This window comes from Lentzea sp. NPDC055074, assembly GCF_053608005.1.
This window is the reverse complement of sequence record NZ_JBSGUQ010000005.1, coordinates 230,107-246,650: the sequence shown is the minus strand read 5'-3', so window position 1 is coordinate 246,650 and position 16,544 is coordinate 230,107. Positions and strand designations below refer to the sequence as shown.

Annotated in this window: 16 protein-coding genes; 8 read left to right on the top strand and 8 right to left on the bottom strand. The window is 69.1% G+C overall.

Annotated features, from left to right (window positions below):
* Nucleotides 1-265 precede the first annotated feature (265 nt).
* Complete coding sequence (locus ACWF7A_RS14410; RefSeq protein WP_452250908.1) at nucleotides 266-481, bottom strand: RNA-binding S4 domain-containing protein; 216 nt, start codon at nucleotides 479-481, stop codon at nucleotides 266-268.
* A 91-nt stretch (nucleotides 482-572) separates the two neighbouring features.
* Here ACWF7A_RS14410 and ACWF7A_RS14405 point away from each other — a divergent pair, with 91 nt between their 5' ends.
* Complete coding sequence (locus ACWF7A_RS14405; RefSeq protein WP_452250907.1) at nucleotides 573-1,256, top strand: DUF2306 domain-containing protein; 684 nt, start codon at nucleotides 573-575, stop codon at nucleotides 1,254-1,256.
* 279 nt (nucleotides 1,257-1,535) lie between these two features.
* Here the strand turns inward: ACWF7A_RS14405 and ACWF7A_RS14400 are convergent, their stop codons facing one another.
* Genes ACWF7A_RS14400 through ACWF7A_RS14390 form a run of 3 tightly spaced genes read right to left on the bottom strand, consistent with a single transcriptional unit; the run spans nucleotide 1,536 to nucleotide 3,901 of the window.
* Nucleotides 1,536-1,952: an SLATT domain-containing protein gene (locus ACWF7A_RS14400; RefSeq protein ID WP_452250906.1), complete on the bottom strand. Its 417-nt coding sequence runs from the start codon at nucleotides 1,950-1,952 to the stop codon at nucleotides 1,536-1,538.
* Complete coding sequence (locus ACWF7A_RS14395; protein WP_452250905.1) at nucleotides 1,949-3,151, bottom strand: DUF4231 domain-containing protein; 1,203 nt, start codon at nucleotides 3,149-3,151, stop codon at nucleotides 1,949-1,951. The genes ACWF7A_RS14400 and ACWF7A_RS14395 overlap by 4 nt, the downstream gene beginning before the upstream one ends.
* Nucleotides 3,152-3,205: 54 nt before the next feature.
* Nucleotides 3,206-3,901: an HAD family hydrolase gene (locus tag ACWF7A_RS14390; protein ID WP_452250904.1), complete on the bottom strand. Its 696-nt coding sequence runs from the start codon at nucleotides 3,899-3,901 to the stop codon at nucleotides 3,206-3,208.
* Between the two features lie 35 nt (nucleotides 3,902-3,936).
* Here ACWF7A_RS14390 and ACWF7A_RS14385 point away from each other — a divergent pair, with 35 nt between their 5' ends.
* The 4 genes from ACWF7A_RS14385 to ACWF7A_RS14370 all read left to right on the top strand — a co-directional run bounded on the left by ACWF7A_RS14385 (nucleotide 3,937) and on the right by ACWF7A_RS14370 (nucleotide 9,840).
* On the top strand, nucleotides 3,937-5,322 hold the full coding sequence (locus tag ACWF7A_RS14385; protein ID WP_452250903.1) for an SDR family NAD(P)-dependent oxidoreductase: 1,386 nt from the start codon (nucleotides 3,937-3,939) through the stop codon (nucleotides 5,320-5,322).
* A gap of 129 nt (nucleotides 5,323-5,451) precedes the next feature.
* Nucleotides 5,452-6,114, top strand: a complete 663-nt coding sequence (gene ku / locus ACWF7A_RS14380; RefSeq protein WP_452250902.1) for a non-homologous end joining protein Ku — start codon at nucleotides 5,452-5,454, stop codon at nucleotides 6,112-6,114.
* Between the two features lie 97 nt (nucleotides 6,115-6,211).
* On the top strand, nucleotides 6,212-9,082 hold the full coding sequence (locus ACWF7A_RS14375) for an AAA domain-containing protein (RefSeq protein ID WP_452250901.1): 2,871 nt from the start codon (nucleotides 6,212-6,214) through the stop codon (nucleotides 9,080-9,082).
* A 134-nt stretch (nucleotides 9,083-9,216) separates the two neighbouring features.
* Nucleotides 9,217-9,840: an LPXTG cell wall anchor domain-containing protein gene (locus ACWF7A_RS14370; RefSeq protein ID WP_452250900.1), complete on the top strand. Its 624-nt coding sequence runs from the start codon at nucleotides 9,217-9,219 to the stop codon at nucleotides 9,838-9,840.
* Nucleotides 9,841-9,900: 60 nt separating this feature from the next.
* Here the strand turns inward: ACWF7A_RS14370 and ACWF7A_RS14365 are convergent, their stop codons facing one another.
* Both ACWF7A_RS14365 and ACWF7A_RS14360 read right to left on the bottom strand, forming a co-directional pair.
* Entirely contained in the window at nucleotides 9,901-10,650 is a 750-nt protein-coding gene (locus ACWF7A_RS14365; RefSeq protein ID WP_452250899.1) for a PIG-L family deacetylase, read from the bottom strand.
* 85 nt (nucleotides 10,651-10,735) lie between these two features.
* On the bottom strand, nucleotides 10,736-12,532 hold the full coding sequence (locus ACWF7A_RS14360; RefSeq protein WP_452250898.1) for a S8 family peptidase: 1,797 nt from the start codon (nucleotides 12,530-12,532) through the stop codon (nucleotides 10,736-10,738).
* 182 nt (nucleotides 12,533-12,714) lie between these two features.
* On the opposite strand from ACWF7A_RS14360, the gene ACWF7A_RS14355 reads away from it, so the two are divergent.
* Complete coding sequence (locus tag ACWF7A_RS14355; RefSeq protein WP_452250897.1) at nucleotides 12,715-13,641, top strand: LuxR C-terminal-related transcriptional regulator; 927 nt, start codon at nucleotides 12,715-12,717, stop codon at nucleotides 13,639-13,641.
* 13 nt (nucleotides 13,642-13,654) lie between these two features.
* On the opposite strand, the gene ACWF7A_RS14350 is transcribed toward ACWF7A_RS14355, so the two are convergent.
* Nucleotides 13,655-13,816, bottom strand: coding sequence for a hypothetical protein (locus ACWF7A_RS14350; protein WP_452250896.1), 162 nt, complete (start codon nucleotides 13,814-13,816; stop codon nucleotides 13,655-13,657).
* A gap of 105 nt (nucleotides 13,817-13,921) precedes the next feature.
* Here ACWF7A_RS14350 and ACWF7A_RS14345 point away from each other — a divergent pair, with 105 nt between their 5' ends.
* Nucleotides 13,922-14,620, top strand: coding sequence for a hypothetical protein (locus tag ACWF7A_RS14345; RefSeq protein WP_452250895.1), 699 nt, complete (start codon nucleotides 13,922-13,924; stop codon nucleotides 14,618-14,620).
* Nucleotides 14,621-14,713: 93 nt separating this feature from the next.
* Nucleotides 14,714-15,298 (top strand): hypothetical protein, encoded by a 585-nt coding sequence (locus tag ACWF7A_RS14340; RefSeq protein WP_452250894.1) that lies wholly within the window; start codon nucleotides 14,714-14,716, stop codon nucleotides 15,296-15,298.
* A 99-nt stretch (nucleotides 15,299-15,397) separates the two neighbouring features.
* On the opposite strand, the gene ACWF7A_RS14335 is transcribed toward ACWF7A_RS14340, so the two are convergent.
* Nucleotides 15,398-16,423: a S41 family peptidase gene (locus tag ACWF7A_RS14335; RefSeq protein WP_452250893.1), complete on the bottom strand. Its 1,026-nt coding sequence runs from the start codon at nucleotides 16,421-16,423 to the stop codon at nucleotides 15,398-15,400.
* Between the last annotated feature and the right edge of the window lie 121 nt (nucleotides 16,424-16,544).

The following is a 16,544-nucleotide window of genomic DNA, read 5'->3' as shown; positions in this document are numbered from 1 at the left end:
ATCGGCAGCCGAAGCTCGCAACCGGTGATTCGCGCGTACCGGGATCGGCGTTACAGACCCTGGAAAAAAGTTTCCCGAAGTTCGAATACCGGACGTGACGCGCGTCTCACCACTTGGAAACCAAAGCGACGTAACGCGTTTCCAGATGTCCACAAGGGACATAAAGGTTACGTATGTCGCGAGGTAATCGTTCAGAACAGGCCTTCGGGCCCTAGTCTGATCGACTGCGATTGTGCATGCACTTACCGCTGAACGGAGCAACAGCCTACGGCCGAACGGAAATGCGCACTTCGTCACCCTCGACAACCACCACGTCGCCGTGCCTCAGCTGGGCGCCGCGCCGCAGCTCCACAGCGCCGTTGACGTGGACTTCTCCGTCCTCGATGAGCACTTTGGCGTGTCCGCCGTCCTCGGCCAGCTGAGCCAGCTTGAGGAACTGTCCTAGCCTGATCGGCTCTTCGGAGATCTCGACCGTCCGCATGAGTCCCATCATCCCAGTAGGGCGCACCCCACTGCTTGCTCGGGGGCGCACCCCAGCGCGTTCGAGTGAAACCGTTGACACCCTTACGAGCATGAAAACTTCGAGGGGGTATGCCGCCTGGTTGGCGGTGTCGGGATTCGTCTGCGTCGCGATAACGATCTTCGCGGCGAGCGCGTACGTCACCTTGGACGTGGAGCAGTCGCGGCCGCCGCTGCACGGGGCCGTTCACTACGGGCTCCTGGTCGCGCACATCTTCACCGGAACGGTCGCCGTCCTGGCGGGTGTCTCGCAGTTCTGGCCGGGCCTGAGAGCCCGCCACCCGCGCGTGCACCGGGTCATGGGCCGCGTCTACTTCGGGGCCGTCCTGCCGTCGTCTCTGCTCGGCGTGGTGTGCGCGCAGCTGTCCCTGGCCGGCCTGGCGTCGTCGGCACCGCTGACGGTGCTGTCAGTGCTCTGGTTCGTGACCGCGGTCCACGGCCTGAATACGGCACGGCGGCGCCAGTTCGGCGAACACCGCATCTGGATGATCCGCGGTTTCGCACTCACCGGCGCCGCCGTGACGGGTCGCCTTTGGGGCCTCGCACTCGGCGCACTCATGCCCGACGGGGACGGGCTGCTGCTCTTCGCCACCGCGAACTGGCTGTCGTTCGTGGTGAACCTGCTGGTGGCCGAGTGGTGGATCCAGTCGCGGGGTTACACCCGGACCTTGCCCTCCGTGGCGCTGAGGCCCAGCATCTCCAGCAGGTCGGCGCAGTCGAGCGCGTCCGTGGCGTGACAGGCCACGGTGCGTGCCGCCTTGCTGTTCTGAATCGTGCTGTGCTCCTTTTCCAGAGCCTTGGCCTCGGCGAAGGTGCCGGTTTCGGGCTCGGCGATCGCGGGACGCGCCCAAGTCATGTCGTGCCTGCTTCCGCATCGGGGGATGTGGTCATCATGGCAACTGGGTGACCGAAACACCAGAACTTGTGCTTACCGTAATCGATCACCCACGCAGCGTGTAAACCGTGGGAGCGCTTTCCTGGAGTCTACCGGTGATCATTTATGCCGGGATTCGGCTTTACCTGCCGTACCTCAGCACCGACTCCACTTCGGTCACAAATGCAACCAGCCGTTCGTCGTCCACATCGTCCGGCGTGGGACCGTCCACCGCGAGCCGTTGCAGCGCAACGGAAGTGGTGGCGCTCTCCCGCGCCAGGCGACGGAACCCGAACGTCGCCTCGTAGAGCGACATCGCGGTGCCCAGCGCGGCCAAAGTCGTTGCCACGAAAGACCACATGGCCCTGCGCGGCCCGTCGGCCATGCCGATCGCGGCGGCCGCGGCGGCGGCGATGAAGAAGGCCGCGGCGAGCGCGACCGTCCACGTGCGAGCGCGGGAGTAGCGCTTGCGGCCGCGTTCGAAGTGGTCGAGCCGGTCCTGGAAGCGGTGGCGCAGATAGGCTTCCACGAACTGGGCCTGGCGCTGTTTGTCGGTCATGTCCTCACCACTTCGTGCTTGCGGTTGCTGACCGCAGCTTCCAGGTCGGCCACCTTGTCCTGGCGTTCCTCGTCCGTGGCGGGCGCGACGGAGGCGAGGTGCGCGAAGTAGAGCGCCCGCAGGCGTTCCGCGCGCGACCGGGCGGTGAGGTACTTGTCGAGCGACTCGCGCTTGCGCGCCACGATCGTGATGGCCGCGGCGAACGCGCCACCCGCCACGACGAGCACACCGGGCCACGGCGTGTCGGCGAGCCACGTCTGCAACCCGGCGAACACCGTCGTCGTCAGGCCGCCCACGATCGCGAGCACGGCCATCAGGCGGTAGCGGTTCTGCTCGACCTCCGCCTCCGCGTCGAGCTCCTGGAACGCGGGCGCGACGACCTGGTTGGCGTCGTGGATGGCGTCCGCGAGCGTCGGGTACGCGACGACGAAACCGGGGTCGACGAGCGGCCGCGCCTCCGGCGCCCGGTACCGGACCTTGGGCAGGATCCGCGGCGGTTTGACGGGCTTCTCCTTGCCCAGCAGCCGTTCCAGCGCGGTGACGGCCTTGCCGGCGCCCTCGTCGACGTGGACGACGAAGATCTTGCCGCTGCGCACGAGCACCGCCAGGTCACCCTTGAGGTCCCCCGTCGCGATGCGGTCCGCGAGACCGCCCGTGCCGGCGAGCACCAGCAACGGGTTGTCGCCGCTGAGGTGGTCGACCACCTCCTGCTCGCTCTCGCCTCCGACGACGAGGGCGACGACGGGCTTCTTGTTGCGCACGGCGTCGATCGTGCGGAACAGCACCGGCGTCGCGTCCGTCCACTCCGAACCGGGGACGATGACGGCGACGCTGTGGTTGGGTTCCAGCGCTACCTGACCGTTGGTGGAGGCCTCGGTGAGGTCGTGCACCTTGCTGCTCGGCGCGACCCCGATCACGACGGGCCAGCGCTGCTCGCACGCCTGCAAAGCCATGCCCAGCAAGTGGACAACGCCTCGGTCGGTGCCTTCGGTGACGAACACGGCGCCGTTGCGCGCCGCGGTCACGACGACGGATCTGAGCACCGGCAACAACTTCGCGGCGAGATCCGTCTCGATGTCTTCTGTGGAGCCGAAGACCGAGATCACCGTGCGGCCTCGGGGCAGTCCGAGGGCCTTGGGTTTGATGTCGGCGTCCGGCTGGGACAGCCTTTTGACTGTCGGGCCGCCTGCTGTGGGCATGCCGCGCACCATAACGCCGTGATCGAGGCGAGGCCAGAGCCGTTCAGACCCGTCTCAGGGCGCCCACACGCTGCTGGCCAGCAGTTCCAGGTCGCTGAGGTCGTCGATCACGATCTGGGCCCCAGCTCGGTGGAGATCCTGTCTCGAACTGCGCCCGGTCGCGACGGCGACGAGCCGCACCCCCGCTTTCGTGGCGGCGTACACGTCGTGCGGGGTGTCGCCGATGAGCACGACCTCGTCGTGGGCGAACCGCCGGATGCGCCGGGCGCGTTCACGGGCGAAGGTGACCAGCTCGGCCCGATCCACGTGCTCGTCGCCGAACGCGCTGACGTCCCAGTCGACGAGGTGGGCCAGCCCGAACTCCTGCAGCTTGATGAGCGCGACGCTGCGGAGGTTCGCCGTCAGCACGCCCTGGTGCACGCGCGGGTCGCCGGCGAAGTGCTGGAGGGCCTCCAACGCCCCTGGCAGGACCTCGCCGTGGCCGGGCAGCTCGGCTCGGCGGGTCTCGAACGAGCTCGCCAGCGCGTCGCTGAGGAGCTGTGCGGCCTCGTCCGTGTGCTCGATGCCGTGCAGGCGCAACGTCTCCTCGATGATGTCGACCTCGGTGCGGCCACCCAGGTCGACAGGGCCTGTCAGCTCCCTGCCGAACGCCGTCCGGAACGCCTCTCGGTACATCAGCCCGCCGAAACCCCGCGCCGAGATCAGCGTGTTGTCGATGTCCCACAGCACCAGCAGCTCGGGCCCGGTCACCGGACCACCCCCCGCTCCCCGTAAAATGCCTGCTCATGACCTCGATCGACCCCGCAGAGCTGGAAGTCTGCCTGCGCGTGCTTGCCCAGGTCGAGGACCTGCCGGCGGAACACGACGACGCCGTGCGCGTCCGCCGGGCCACCGCGAAGATCTTCAAGGCCGCGAAGAAGTTCCGCAAAACCGAGCGCAAGGCCGCCATCACGGCCAACGACCGCGCCGTCACCGCGCTGACCGCGACCGGGTCGCCGGACCGCATCGACGACGAGACGCAGGGCCTCCCGCTCGTGTCGACCGCTCAGGGCGCCACCGCCGGCACGTTGCTGCGCGCACGGTCCTGCTACACGTGCCGCAAGAGGTTTGTCGAGGTAGACGCCTTCTACCACAACCTCTGCCCCGACTGCGCGGCGTTCAACCACAGCAAGCGCGACGCCCGCACGGACCTGAGCGGCCGCAACGCGCTGCTGACCGGTGGCCGCGCGAAGATCGGCATGTACATCGCGCTGCGGCTGCTGCGTGACGGCGCGCACACCACGATCACCACCCGGTTCCCCAAGGACGCGGCGCGGCGGTTCGCCACGATGCCCGACGCCGAGGACTGGATCGACCGGCTCAAGATCGTCGGCATCGACCTGCGCGACCCGGCCCAGGTGCTGGCCCTGGCCGACGAGGTCGCCTCCCGCGGCCCGCTGGACGTGCTGATCAACAACGCCGCGCAGACCGTGCGCCGCTCCGCCGGCGCGTACGCGCCGCTGGCCCACGCCGAGCACGACGCGCTGACCGGGGACGCCGCCCGTCCGGAGCTGATCTCGTTCGGCGGCCACGGCCAGCTCGCACTGCCCGGCACGGCGGTGCCCGAGGCGCACTCGGTGACGACGCTCGCGTTGATGGCGGGCTCGAAGGACATCGACGCGGGCGGCCTGGTGCCGGACACCGCGGCGGTGAACTCGTGGATCCAGAACGTCGACGAGGTCGATCCGGTGGAGCTGCTGGAGGTGCAGCTGTGCAACTCGACGGCGCCGTTCCTGCTGATCTCGCGGCTGCGCGCGTCGATGGCGAAGTCGTCGTACCGCCGCAAGTACGTGGTGAACGTGTCGGCGATGGAGGGGCAGTTCTCCCGCGCCTACAAGGGTTCCGGGCACCCGCACACGAACATGGCCAAGGCCGCGCTGAACATGTTGACGCGGACCAGCGCCGAGGAGATGCTGCAGGCCGACGGCATCCTGATGACCGCCGTCGACACGGGCTGGATCACCGACGAACGCCCGCACCCGATGAAGATGCGGCTCGCCGAGGAGGGCTTCCACGCCCCGCTGGACCTGGTAGACGGCGCGGCGCGGGTGTACGACCCGATCGTGCGCGGCGAGGTCGGCGAGGACCTGTACGGCTGCTTCCTGAAGGACTACGCGCCGTCGCCCTGGTGATGTCGTGGTAGGCCTTCGGAGTGACTTTCGTCGGAAACACGTGTCCGAGGCACCTGTCGGACGCGTCCGAACGAGGCCTTTCATCAGGCATTATGCTTAGTTGAACACCTGTTCGAGTACTCATTTGTCATGAGAACTGTGTGGCGGGGAGCACTTCGGTTCGGGATGACGACGATGACGGTGCGGCTGGTGTCGGCCGCCACCGAACATCGCAGCAAGGTGCACCTCGTGCATCGCGAGGACAGCGGTCGCGTGCGCCATCAACAGGTGTGCGGCGAGTGCTCGTTGCGGCTCATGCCGGAGGACATCGGGCGGGGCTACGAGCTCGACGACGGCAGGATCGTGCAGATAGATCCGGGCGACCTGCCGGCGCCGGAGGACGGTGTGATCGACGTGCAGCAGTTCGCGCCGCAGGTCGACGTCGACCCGGTCGCGTTGCACCGCAGCTACTACCTCGAACCGGACGACCTGGCCGTGCGCTCGTACGTGCTGCTGCGCGAGACGCTGGAGCGGACGAAGTCCGCGGCGATCGTGAAGTTCGCGTTGCGGGGCAAGGAAACGCTGGCCGCGATCAGGCCGCAGCAGGGGGTTCTGGTGCTGCACACGCTGCTGTGGCCCGACGAGGTGCGGGAGCCGCACTTCGCGTTCCTGCACCGGGACACCGAGGTGCGCACCGGTGAGCTGGCGGCCGCGGCGGCGTTGGTGAGGGCGCAGACGCGTCCGTTCCGGCCGCACGACTACCCGAACACGCACCACGAGGCCCTGCTGCACCTCGTGGAGGCGAACGTCTGAGACCACCGCTCCAGGTGGGTGCGCGCGACCCGCGTCTCGGGGATGAACGCGGGTCGCGCGCCCGTTCTGTCAGGGGGCGGCACTAGCATCGGCAGCCATGCTCGCCAGTCCGTCCGATCTCGTCGACCTGCTCGAGTGCGAGCACCGCAGCTTCCTCGCGCGTGACGAGCGGCGGGGTGACCCCGCTGAGCTGGCACAGGCCGCCGCACGCACCGCCGCGGAGATGCGTGCGGGCGCGGACCTGGTCGAGAACGCGGTCTTCTTCGACGGCACGTTCCACTGCGCGGCCCGGACCCTCGTGCGCACGGCCGGCGGTTACGAGCCGTGCGACGAGGTCTCGGAGCCCACTCCCCTGGCCGTGTTGTCGCTGGTCGCGGCCGCGCAGGCGCTGGGTGCCGAGCGGGCGCACCTGGTCGTGGACGGGCGCCGCACGACGTTCCGGATCGCCGACTTCACTCCCTTGCTCGGACGGTTGCGGGTCCGGCTCGCGACGCCCTCACCTGCACCGTCCCGGTCCTGGGGTGACGTCCGGGCGGCCTGCACCGGGTGCCGGTTCGCCCGTCACTGCGCCTCCGGACGTGAGCAGGCGCGGGACCTGTCGCTGGTGGCCGGGCTGCGGGCCGACCAGCGGCGCAAGCTCGTCTCGGCCGGCATCGACACGATCGACGCGCTCGCGGAGACCGAGGAGCGCCCGGCGACGTTGTCACCGGCGAGCTTCACGGCGCTGACGGCGCAGGCCCGGCTCCAGGTGCGGCAGGAGCGGACCGGCGAGACCACGTACGAGGTCGTGGCGCCCGAGGCGTTGGCGAACCTGCCCGAACCGGCCGAGGACGACGTCTTCCTGGAGGTCGACGGCGACACGTTCCGCACGCCGGGGTGGTCCGGCACCTTCGCGGAGTTCGTCTCCCGCACACCGTCCGGCACGGTCTACCACTTCGCGCCGCACGACCTCGCCGGGCGGGCCGCGCGGACGGCCACGCTGGAGTCCGAAGTGGACGAACTGGTGCGGCGGTGCGTCGACCTCGGCGCGCTGACCCGGCGGGTGCTGCGGGTGTCCACTCGGGAGTACACGCTGCCGGCGTTGGCACCGTTGCTGGACGACGAGGTTCCCACCCGCGGGCTGCGGGACCTGTTGCACCGCATCAAGGTCGAGCGCGAGATCGAGACCACGGCGCCGCAGGAACGCGACGAGGCGGCGCTGGAGAAGGCCGCCGAACGGGCCCGGCGGATGGCGGCGCTGACGGAACCGCTGGTGGCCGAGGGGCACGACCTGTTCGCGGCGACCGTCGGGTACCACCGGCGGGAGGCGAGTCCGGCGTGGGGTGACTTCTTCCGGCAGGCGCTGGCGCCGATCTCCGACCTGGAGACGGACTCCCACTGCGCGGTGCCGATCACGGTGCGCGCCGAGGACTGGGTGCCGCCCGCCGGACGGGTCCGGACGCACAAGCGCCAGGTGCACGCGCGGATCGACCCGGAGCGGCCGCACCCGTTCGGCGCGAACGAGCAGGTCCGGTTGCTGTACCCCGGCAACGTCACGCGCAACGCCGTCGTGTCGGACGACAACCCGTACGAGCTGGTGCTGACCGAGAGCAACGCGGTCGAGCACGGCGAGATGCCGATCGCGGTGCTGCCGGGCAGTCCGGTGCCCGCCTCGCCCAAGGACGAGGCCGTCGCGGAACTGGCCGAGCAGGCCGTGGGACTGCTGCCGTTGCTCCCCCGCAACCCCGGCATCGACCTGCTGCTGCGCACGCCGCCCGCGCAACCGTTGCCGCAGCACGACGACGTGGTGCAGGCCGTGATCAAGGCGGTCGACCAGCTCGACGGCGGCACGCTGGCGGTGCAGGGCCCGCCCGGCGCCGGCAAGACGTACCTCGCGACCAAGCTCGTGCGGCACCTGATCGACCAGGGCAAGACGGTCGCGGTGACCTCGACGTCGCACAAGGCCGTCGAGAACGTGCTGTCGAGCGTCGATCCGGACATCCCGATGGCCAAGCGCCCCAAGGAGAAGAAGCCCGAGGAGGGCCTGCCGTGGGCCCAGCCGAAGAACAACGCGGCGCTGGCGCAGTGGCGTGAGGAGAACTCGCGGGGCCATCTGGTCGGCGGCACCGCGTGGACGTTCTCCAACGCCGTGATCAAGGCGCAGCCGTTCGACGTGATGATCATCGACGAGGCCGGCCAGTTCGCCCTGGCCGACGCGGTGGCGGTGGCGACGGCGGCCCGCAACCTCGTGCTGCTGGGCGATCCGCAGCAACTGCCGCAGGTCGTGCAGGGCGTGCACCCGCCGGGTTCGGACGCGTCCGCGCTGGGCCATCTGCTCGGCGACGCGGACGTGATCCCCCCGCACCTGGGCTATTTCCTGGCCGAGACGCGAAGAATGCACCCGGCGGTGTGTCGTCCCGTGTCCGAGCTTTCCTATGCCGGGCTGCTCCATTCGCACGAATCGGCCGCACATCGGTCCATTTCCGGCATCGAGCCCGGCATCTACCTGCGCGAGGTCGACCACCGGCACAACATCACGTCGTCCGTCGAGGAGGCGGAAGCCGTGGTGGACACGGTGCGCGCGATCGTCGGTCGTACTTGGACGGACAACGGCAAAACACGCGAACTGACCGATGCGGACGTTTTGGTGGTGGCGCCGTACAACCTGCAGGTGCGGGTGATCCGGCGCAGGCTGGCCGAGGCGGGGTTCACCGAGACGCGAGTGGGCACCGTGGACCGGTTCCAGGGCCAGGAAGCACCCGCCGTCGTCATGTCCATGACGTCGTCGTCCACCGTGGACCTGCCCCGTGGCCTGGACTTTCTTTTGTCACGCAACAGATTGAACGTGGCACTCTCCCGTGCCCAGGTGCTCGCCGTGATGATCTGCTCGCCACGGCTGCTCGACGCCGACGTGCGCGGCGTCGAACAGATGAGGTTGGTCGCGGGCGTCATCGGCCTAACAGAAAACATGAGGATCTTTCCGTGGTGACACCGTAGCGTTGTCATACGGTGACCTTCTGCGTGCTCTGAGTTGTTAGCGTGGCGCGGTTCACCCGGTCGGGTGATTCAGATCATGAATGTTGCACTCGATCCGCCACGCATCAACGCAGAGCAGGAGTCTCCATGGCAAGCAGAGTTCTCGGCGCGCTCGCGGTGACCGCCACCGCAGCCCTCGCTTCGCTGGCACTGGCTACCCCGGCCAGCGCGCACACCCCGGTGTCGTCAGCGGAGTGCGTCAAGGACAAGGCTGTGCTGAAGGTCAAGCTGACCCAGTACGCGGGCGGCAACAAGAACACCGTGCTGATCAAGGACGGCGAGAAGGTCCTGGTCGACGAGAAGTTCGGCCAGAACTGGGGCGAGCAGGTCGGCAACAAGCTCGAGCCGAAGAAGTTCGAGGCCGACGGCACCATCGAGCACACGTTCACCATCAAGGTGACCGCGTCCGACGGTGAGAAGTACAACTACAAGGAAACCCTCACGACGCCGAAGTGCGTGAAGACCCCTCCGACCAAGACGGAGGAGACCAAGCCGACGACGACCACCACGACGCCGGTCGCCACGTCTCCGGAGGTGCCCTCGTCCTCCGAGGCTCCGTCGACGACCCCGGTCGCCCCCGGCGGCAGCAACCCGGAGCCGCCCCTCGCGGCCACCGGTGCGTCCCCGACGGGGCTGCTGCTCGCGGGTCTGGGTCTGGTGGGCGCCGGTGCCGGCACCCTGCTGTTCCTGCGTCGCCGCCGCAGCGCGTGAACTAGCTGAACGAACGAGAGCGGGGGCGGTCCACTTCGGACCGCCCCCGCTCTCGGCTTTCTAGAGGTCCAGCTCGGTCGCGGGGCCGTGGCCCTCGCGGATGAACCACTCGGTGGCGAACGCGTGCGCGAACGTCGGGTCGTCGAGCGACAGGAAGAACGACTGCTCGGGGATCTGCGAGGCGTGCGCGCGCATCGCCTTCCGCTTGACCTCCAGGTACTTCGTGACGTCGACGCCGACGTTGATCTCCGACTCCGGCACCGCGCCCTCGCCCAGTGGCGGCGGCTGGTCCATGCCCGCCCGGACGAACGCCTCACGGAACGCCGACTCGCGCACCATCGCCTGGTAGACCGCCGGGGTGCCCGCGATCTCGGCGGCGCGCATGCCGACGCGGTGCGTCTGGATGTGGTCCGGATGGCCGTAGCCGCCGAAGCTGTCGTACGTGGTGAGCACCTTCGCGTCCTCTTCGACGAGGATGGCCGCGAGCTTCTGGGCGGCCTCCTCGACGTCCGCGGTCCAGAACGATCCGGGCTGGTCGTTGAGCGCGTCGCCCATCATCCCGGAGTCGCGGTACCCCAGGAACTCCACGCGTTCGACGCCGAGCAGGTCGGCCGCCGCGTGCGTCTCGACGACGCGCCGTTGCCAGAGTTCCTCGCCCTCGTCGAGGAAGTCCGGTACCTCGCCGGCCTCCCCACGCGTCGCGACGACGAGCACGACTCGGTGGCCCTCCTCGAACGCCTTGCGCATCACGCCACCCGTCACGATGCACTCGTCGTCGGGATGGGCGTGGAACGTCACCAGTGTGGCCATGACGGCGACGTTACCCGTGCACGTGAAAGGGCGGCGCTCCCCAGAGTCAGGCTGGGAGGCGCCGCCCCTCGGCGAACTCGTGGAGCTATCGCAGGGTCAGGTTCCAGGCGTTGATGTACCCGGTGTCACCGGAGTACACGTCCTGGACCCGCAGCTTCCACGTGCCCGCCGCGACCTCGGACGAGGCGTTGACCGTGTAGGTCGCCACCACGTTGTCGGCACTGTCCGAAGAGGACGAGTTCTTCAGCCGGTAGGCGGTGCCGTCCGGCGCGATCAGGTCGATCACCAGGTCACCGCGGTAGGAGTGGACGATGTCCACGCCGACCTTGGTGGTGGCGGAGGCGTTGCCCGTCACCGTGGAGGTGATGGACGACGTCACGGCGGTGCCGCGGTCCGGGATGGCGACGTCGGTCGTGTTCTCCAGACCACCGGAGGGCGGCGGAGTCGAGTCGATCGCGGCCACCGTCTTCGCGGCGTCGGCGAGACCGGCGCCACAGCCACCCGAGCAGGTGCCGGGGAGCGGACGGGCGTTGGTCTTGATCAGGTCCTTGACCTGGGCCGGCGTGAGCGACGGCTTCTTGGCGACCAGCAGTGCCGCGAGACCCGCGACGTGCGGGGCGGCCATCGAGGTGCCCTGGTACGGCTTGTAGTTCTCGGCACCGGGGGTGGTGGCGCCCGCGTTCAGCGTCGACCAGATGCCGTTCTCCGGCGTGGTGATGGTGCCGGGGGTGTCGGTGCCGCGACGGGTCTCGCCGCCGGGCGCCGCGATGTCGATGCGGGTGCCGTAGTTCGAGTAGAACGTCCGGTTGCCCTCACGGGACGACGCGGCGACGGTGATCACGCCGGAGCAGTTGGCCGGGGTGTAGAGCGACGCGTTGTCGTTCGAGTTGCCGGCCGCGACGACGACCGTGGTGCCGCGGTTGATGGCACCGTTGATCGCGTTCTGGTACGTGGTGGAGCAGGACGACTTGCCGCCGAGCGACATGTTGATGACCTTGGCGACGTTCTGGTTCGCGGGCACGCCGCTCACCGTCCCGCCGGACGCCCAGGTGATCGCGTCGGCGATGTCCGAGGTGGCGCCACCGCACTTGGCGAGGACGCGCAACGGCTGGATCTTGGCGTCGTAGGCGATGCCCGCGATGCCCTTGCCGTTGTTGGTGGACGCGGCGATCGTGCCGGCCACGTGGGTGCCGTGCCAGGACGAGTTGCTGTCCTGCGCGGGCACCGGCTGGCCGTTGGCGTCGGTGCCGCACTCGCCGCGGGCGGCCCAGTCGCCCTGGTCGGCCGGGTTCGAGTCACGGCCGTTATTGTCCCGGGCACGCGCCGAGTCGGAGACGAAGTCGTACCCCGCGACGACCCGGTCCGCCAGGTCGCTGTGCGCGACGTAGCCGGTGTCGATGACCGCGACGGTCACACCGGAGCCGGTGGTGCTGGACCACGCGCCGGGCACGTTCATGCCCGCGGTGGCCTCGAAGAGGTCCCACTGCCGGGAGTACTCGGTGTCGTTCGGCTCGGCGAACGGCTGCATCAGCAGGTCCGGCTCGACGTAGGCGACCTTGGGGTCGCTCTTGAACGCCTGGATGGTGTTGTCGGCGTTCGTGGTCTTCGAACCGAGGTCGACGACGACCGCACCGCTCGACATGCGGCGGTGCACGGACTTGCCCTTCTTGCGGGCGTCGTCCGAGGCAGCGGTGTCGGACGAGGCCTCGGCGGTGCCCGGCTTGTAGCCGACGATCAGCCGCTCGAAGGGGCGGTTCACCTGGGTCGAGTCCGGTTGGGACTGGATCTGGGCGGGGGCAGCGGTCGCCGATGGGGCGACAACGCTGAGCACGGCGGCGGAAACTGCCGCGGCGCACACACTCGTGCGTCGCAATCCGTTCACGTGAGGTCCTTCCACGCAGGGCCTTCGCGTGCCGTTGAGGGCGTCAGTGTTCTGAACCGGCTGCGGAGGTGGAGGGACCGTAAGTCGCGTCACACCTGCGAAAACAGGTCTAGGCGAGTCCGAATGACGACACTGTCGTGTTCACGACAGGCCCGCTGGGCTGAATGGCGCACAATATGGCCGTGTTCGGACACTTGGGCGTATCCCCGGAGCTCTCCGCCGTCTACGAGCTGCTCGTGACGGGCGGTAGCCGCACCACGGCCGAGGTCGGCGTCGCCGTCCCCGTGCTGGAACAGATGCGGGAGCTCGGCCTCGTCCGGCACCTGCCCGGCGACGTGTGGCAGGCCATCGCGCCCGACCTGGCCGTCGAGGCGCTGATCGCGGCCCGCGAGGAGGCGAACCGCCGGGCCCGCGCGGACGTCGGCCCGCTGATGGAGCTGTACCTGCGCAACCGCGACGAGGAACTCGCCGACAACGCGTTCGTCGAGGTGGTGTCCGGAGTGGACGCCGTTCGCGAGCTGTGGCACGCCCTGCTGCGCGGCGCCCGTGAAGAGGTCTGCGTGCTCGACCAGCCGCCGTACGTGACCCCGCTGGGCCAGCACGTCGCGCTGGAGGACGAGACGCGGCTGCGCGACGTGCAGTGGCGGGTCGTCTACGACCGCTCGGCCGTCGACATCCCGGGCCGCGTCACGGAGATCATCGACCTGGTCGCGGCCGGCGAACGCGCCCGCGTCACGCCGACGCTGCCGTTCAAGCTCGCCGTCATCGACCTGCACGCCGCCGTCCTCCCCGTCGTCAACGGCGACGTGGTCGACAAGGTGCTGCTGATCCGCCCGTCCGCACTGCTCGACGTGCTGCGCTCGACGTTCGAGCTTTACTGGGACAAGGGGATCCCGTTCAGCCCCGGCGGCATCTACGCGGCGGCGGCCGACGTGGACCCGAACCTGCTCGGGCTGCTCGCGGCCGGGCTGACCGACGAGTCGATCGCGCGGCAGCTCGGGCTGGCGCCGCGGACGGTGCAGCGGCGGGTGCGGCAGCTGATGGACCGGTGCGGGGCGCAGACCCGGTTCCAGGCCGGGGTTCAGGCGATGCGGCGCGGGTGGTTGTAGGGCGTCGGTGTACTCAGTCCAGCTGCCGCTGCTTGTTCCGCGGCTTCTTCATCAACAGCTCCAATGCGCGCAACGCATCGCGTCGACGATGGGCGGACTGCGGCATGACCGAGCCGCACACCGCGATCAAGACCGGAAGTGCCACGACCACACAGGTGACGAGAACCAGGATCACATCGGACTCCGCTCATCGTTCAAAACGCTTCGGAACCGACGGTAGTTGACCCGGTCGAGGGGTAAGGCGCGCTCACTTACCCCTCTTCGGCGCAGACTTGTCCTCATGCAGATCGGATACGGAAACGGCGGCTGGGTTCGCCTGGACGGTGCAGGTCTTCCCGGTGCGGTATACGCGCGGTTCGACAAACACGCCGACGGCACTTGGCGCGTGTACGAGCTCTACCTCGACGGTGCGGGTGAACCTCTGCCCACGGACGTGGTTCGCGAGTTGCCGACCGGTCTGCTCGCGTCAGTCGTCGTAGGCGAAGAGGATCACCTGGAGAGGCGTCTCAGGACTCCCGGACCCGACCTCCGAAGGCTCGCAGGACACTACGCGACGACTTGGGGAACCTTGACCCATGACGGTCGGGCGTGCGACACCTGCGGTGGACCTGTCAAAGGTGGCAACTGGCGTCGCGAGAAAGGGATCCAGGAGGCGATGCACAACTGGGTGGCGGAAGCCTGGTTCGCACAATTCCACGACTCGACCGTGCGGCAGGCGCCAGCAGCAAGGGAGCGCGACGGGTTCGATGTCGAAAGCGAGGAGTTTCCGCTCATCACGCCACCAGCCGGCAGTCGGATCACCGGCGAGTTCCTGGAAACTGTTGCGAGGGCCTATCGGCTCGCCGTCCTCAAGGGCCTCCATCCGGCACCGGCCATCGCCGAACTCGCTCGCGTGTCACCGAAGACCGTGCGGAAGTGGGTGGCAAAGGCCCGTGAGCGAGGTGTCCTGCCTCCTGGGCGCAAGGGCAGGGTCGGCTGAGGCCGGGCGCGGTTGGTCGTGACCGACGCAACCTCTGGTGATCTTGTGGCGTCTTAGCCATCGCAAGCAGGAACTCACCAGGGGGATTCGAAAATGCGCATGCGCAAGGTGATGGCGGCTGCCCTGACGGGCCTGGCACTCATCGGTCTCGCGGGCACGGCATCGGCGTCGGCACAGGGTTCCGGGGACCTCGTGTGGCCGCCGAAGGACATCACGCCGGTCCACAAGACCAAGGCGGAGCTGCAGAAGCAGGCGGACGGGTTCTCCGCTCGCCAGCAGCAGGCCTACCCGAAGGTCTTCCGCGGCGCGCAGGGCGTCTCGACCGGCAACTGGGGCGGCGAGGCCGAGGGCGTGTTCGACGACATGCAGTACATGGGCAACACGGTCACGTTGACCTACAAGGGCCAAGGTGTCACGACGTACACGCAGGTCAACGCGCCGGGCATGCACGCGTGGTCGCCGAAGGAGTACTGCGCGCAGCACGCGCAGTGCACCGGGCAGGTCAGCGACCACCGGGGTGGCGTGACCGTCTTCTCGAAGGACGACCGGTTCGGCATCACCGAGGCCCGGAACTTCCGCGCCAACGGTGAGGTCGTGTGGGTGCAGGCCTGGACGCCGGGCGTCGAGGCGCAGCTGGCGGCTCTGGCCACCGACCGCGCTTTCACGTTCACGCGCTAGAAAAGCACGCGTCGAGAAAGCGCGCGCTGGAGAAAACGCTCTGATGTAAGAGAGAGCGGGTGCTTCCGGTCGTGGAAGACACCGGAAGCACCCGCTCGATCAACTGGCGACCTTGCGCGCGGCCACCAGCCGTCCGTCCGCGAAGCCCTCGACCCGCACCTCGTGCCCGGTCGCGGTCAACGTCGCGGTGTGCGCGCCGTCGGTCACGTCCAGCGAGGTCATCGGGCGGCCGTCGACGTAGATGTCCACCCGGTCGAGGTTCACGGTGTCCAGTGAGACGGTCGTTCCCTGGACCGCCACTCCGAGCCGCCGCACGGGCTGCTCCTTCAGCAGCTCTCCCGCTCGCGCGAGGAGATCCACGTTGCCCTCCAGCAGGTCCGCGCGCGTGACCTTGTGCTGGTGCGTCGGGCGCACGCCCAGGTCCTCCACCGGGGTGCCGGCGAGCTTGCCGACGCGCAGCGTGCGGCGGATCGACACGCGCATGTTCGCCTTGTTGGGCAACGCCTTGTACGGCGACTCCGCGTCGAGCGGTGCCGGGATCTTCAGCAGGGTCATCAGGAGTCCGTGCGTCCACACGTTCGCGCCGCCCGCGCCGGTGTTGTCGTCCACGCCGAGGATCGGGCCCAGGTCGTGGTCGGCCCAGCCCGCGGCGAAGATGTCGGTGGCCGAGTAGCAACGCGCGTCGGTGACCAGCACGACCGGGCCGTGGTAGGTCTGGCCCACGGCGTTCGCGCCGTCGACCGGCGTGATGGTGTGCGAGCACGAGAACGCCTGGCCCGTCTCGGTCGAGCTGTCGAGCGACGGGAACCACGGGCCCAGGTTGATCTGGCCGGTCGGGTCCTCGGCGTGGCGGCGGCAGATCCGCAGGTTCAGCGGCGTGCTCAGGAACTGCACGGGCTCCGGCTGGACCGGGCGCGGCGTCATCGTCTGCAGCAGGAACTCCGAGGCGAAGATGTGGCCGCCGCCGTTGTCGCGCACGTCGACGATGAGTCCGTTCTGCGGCAACAGGTTCGCCAGCCGCACGAACTCGGCGAGGAACGCGTCCGGGTCGTCGACGCTGAACGTGAAGATCCGCAGGTGCCCGAACGTGCCGGACGGCGTGACCACCGGACGCGCGCGGAACACGCCGGGCATCGTCGTGGGGGGGGGGGGGGGGCCGGCGGCGCCCCCGCCCCCCGGGGGGCCGGGGGGGGCGCCGCGGGGGGCGGGGGGCCCAAAGAATTGGGGGGCGGGCTCAAAAGAGAGG

Coding starts and splice junctions, on each gene's coding strand:
- ACWF7A_RS14410 (WP_452250908.1), bottom strand. CDS start 481: ATGCGGACGGTCGAGATCTCCGAAGAGCCGATCAGGCTAGGACAGTTC.
- ACWF7A_RS14405 (WP_452250907.1), top strand. CDS start 573: ATGAAAACTTCGAGGGGGTATGCCGCCTGGTTGGCGGTGTCGGGATTC.
- ACWF7A_RS14400 (WP_452250906.1), bottom strand. CDS start 1,952: ATGACCGACAAACAGCGCCAGGCCCAGTTCGTGGAAGCCTATCTGCGC.
- ACWF7A_RS14395 (WP_452250905.1), bottom strand. CDS start 3,151: ATGCCCACAGCAGGCGGCCCGACAGTCAAAAGGCTGTCCCAGCCGGAC.
- ACWF7A_RS14385 (WP_452250903.1), top strand. CDS start 3,937: ATGACCTCGATCGACCCCGCAGAGCTGGAAGTCTGCCTGCGCGTGCTT.
- ku (WP_452250902.1), top strand. CDS start 5,452: ATGAGAACTGTGTGGCGGGGAGCACTTCGGTTCGGGATGACGACGATG.
- ACWF7A_RS14375 (WP_452250901.1), top strand. CDS start 6,212: ATGCTCGCCAGTCCGTCCGATCTCGTCGACCTGCTCGAGTGCGAGCAC.
- ACWF7A_RS14370 (WP_452250900.1), top strand. CDS start 9,217: ATGGCAAGCAGAGTTCTCGGCGCGCTCGCGGTGACCGCCACCGCAGCC.
- ACWF7A_RS14365 (WP_452250899.1), bottom strand. CDS start 10,650: ATGGCCACACTGGTGACGTTCCACGCCCATCCCGACGACGAGTGCATC.
- ACWF7A_RS14345 (WP_452250895.1), top strand. CDS start 13,922: ATGCAGATCGGATACGGAAACGGCGGCTGGGTTCGCCTGGACGGTGCA.
- ACWF7A_RS14340 (WP_452250894.1), top strand. CDS start 14,714: ATGCGCATGCGCAAGGTGATGGCGGCTGCCCTGACGGGCCTGGCACTC.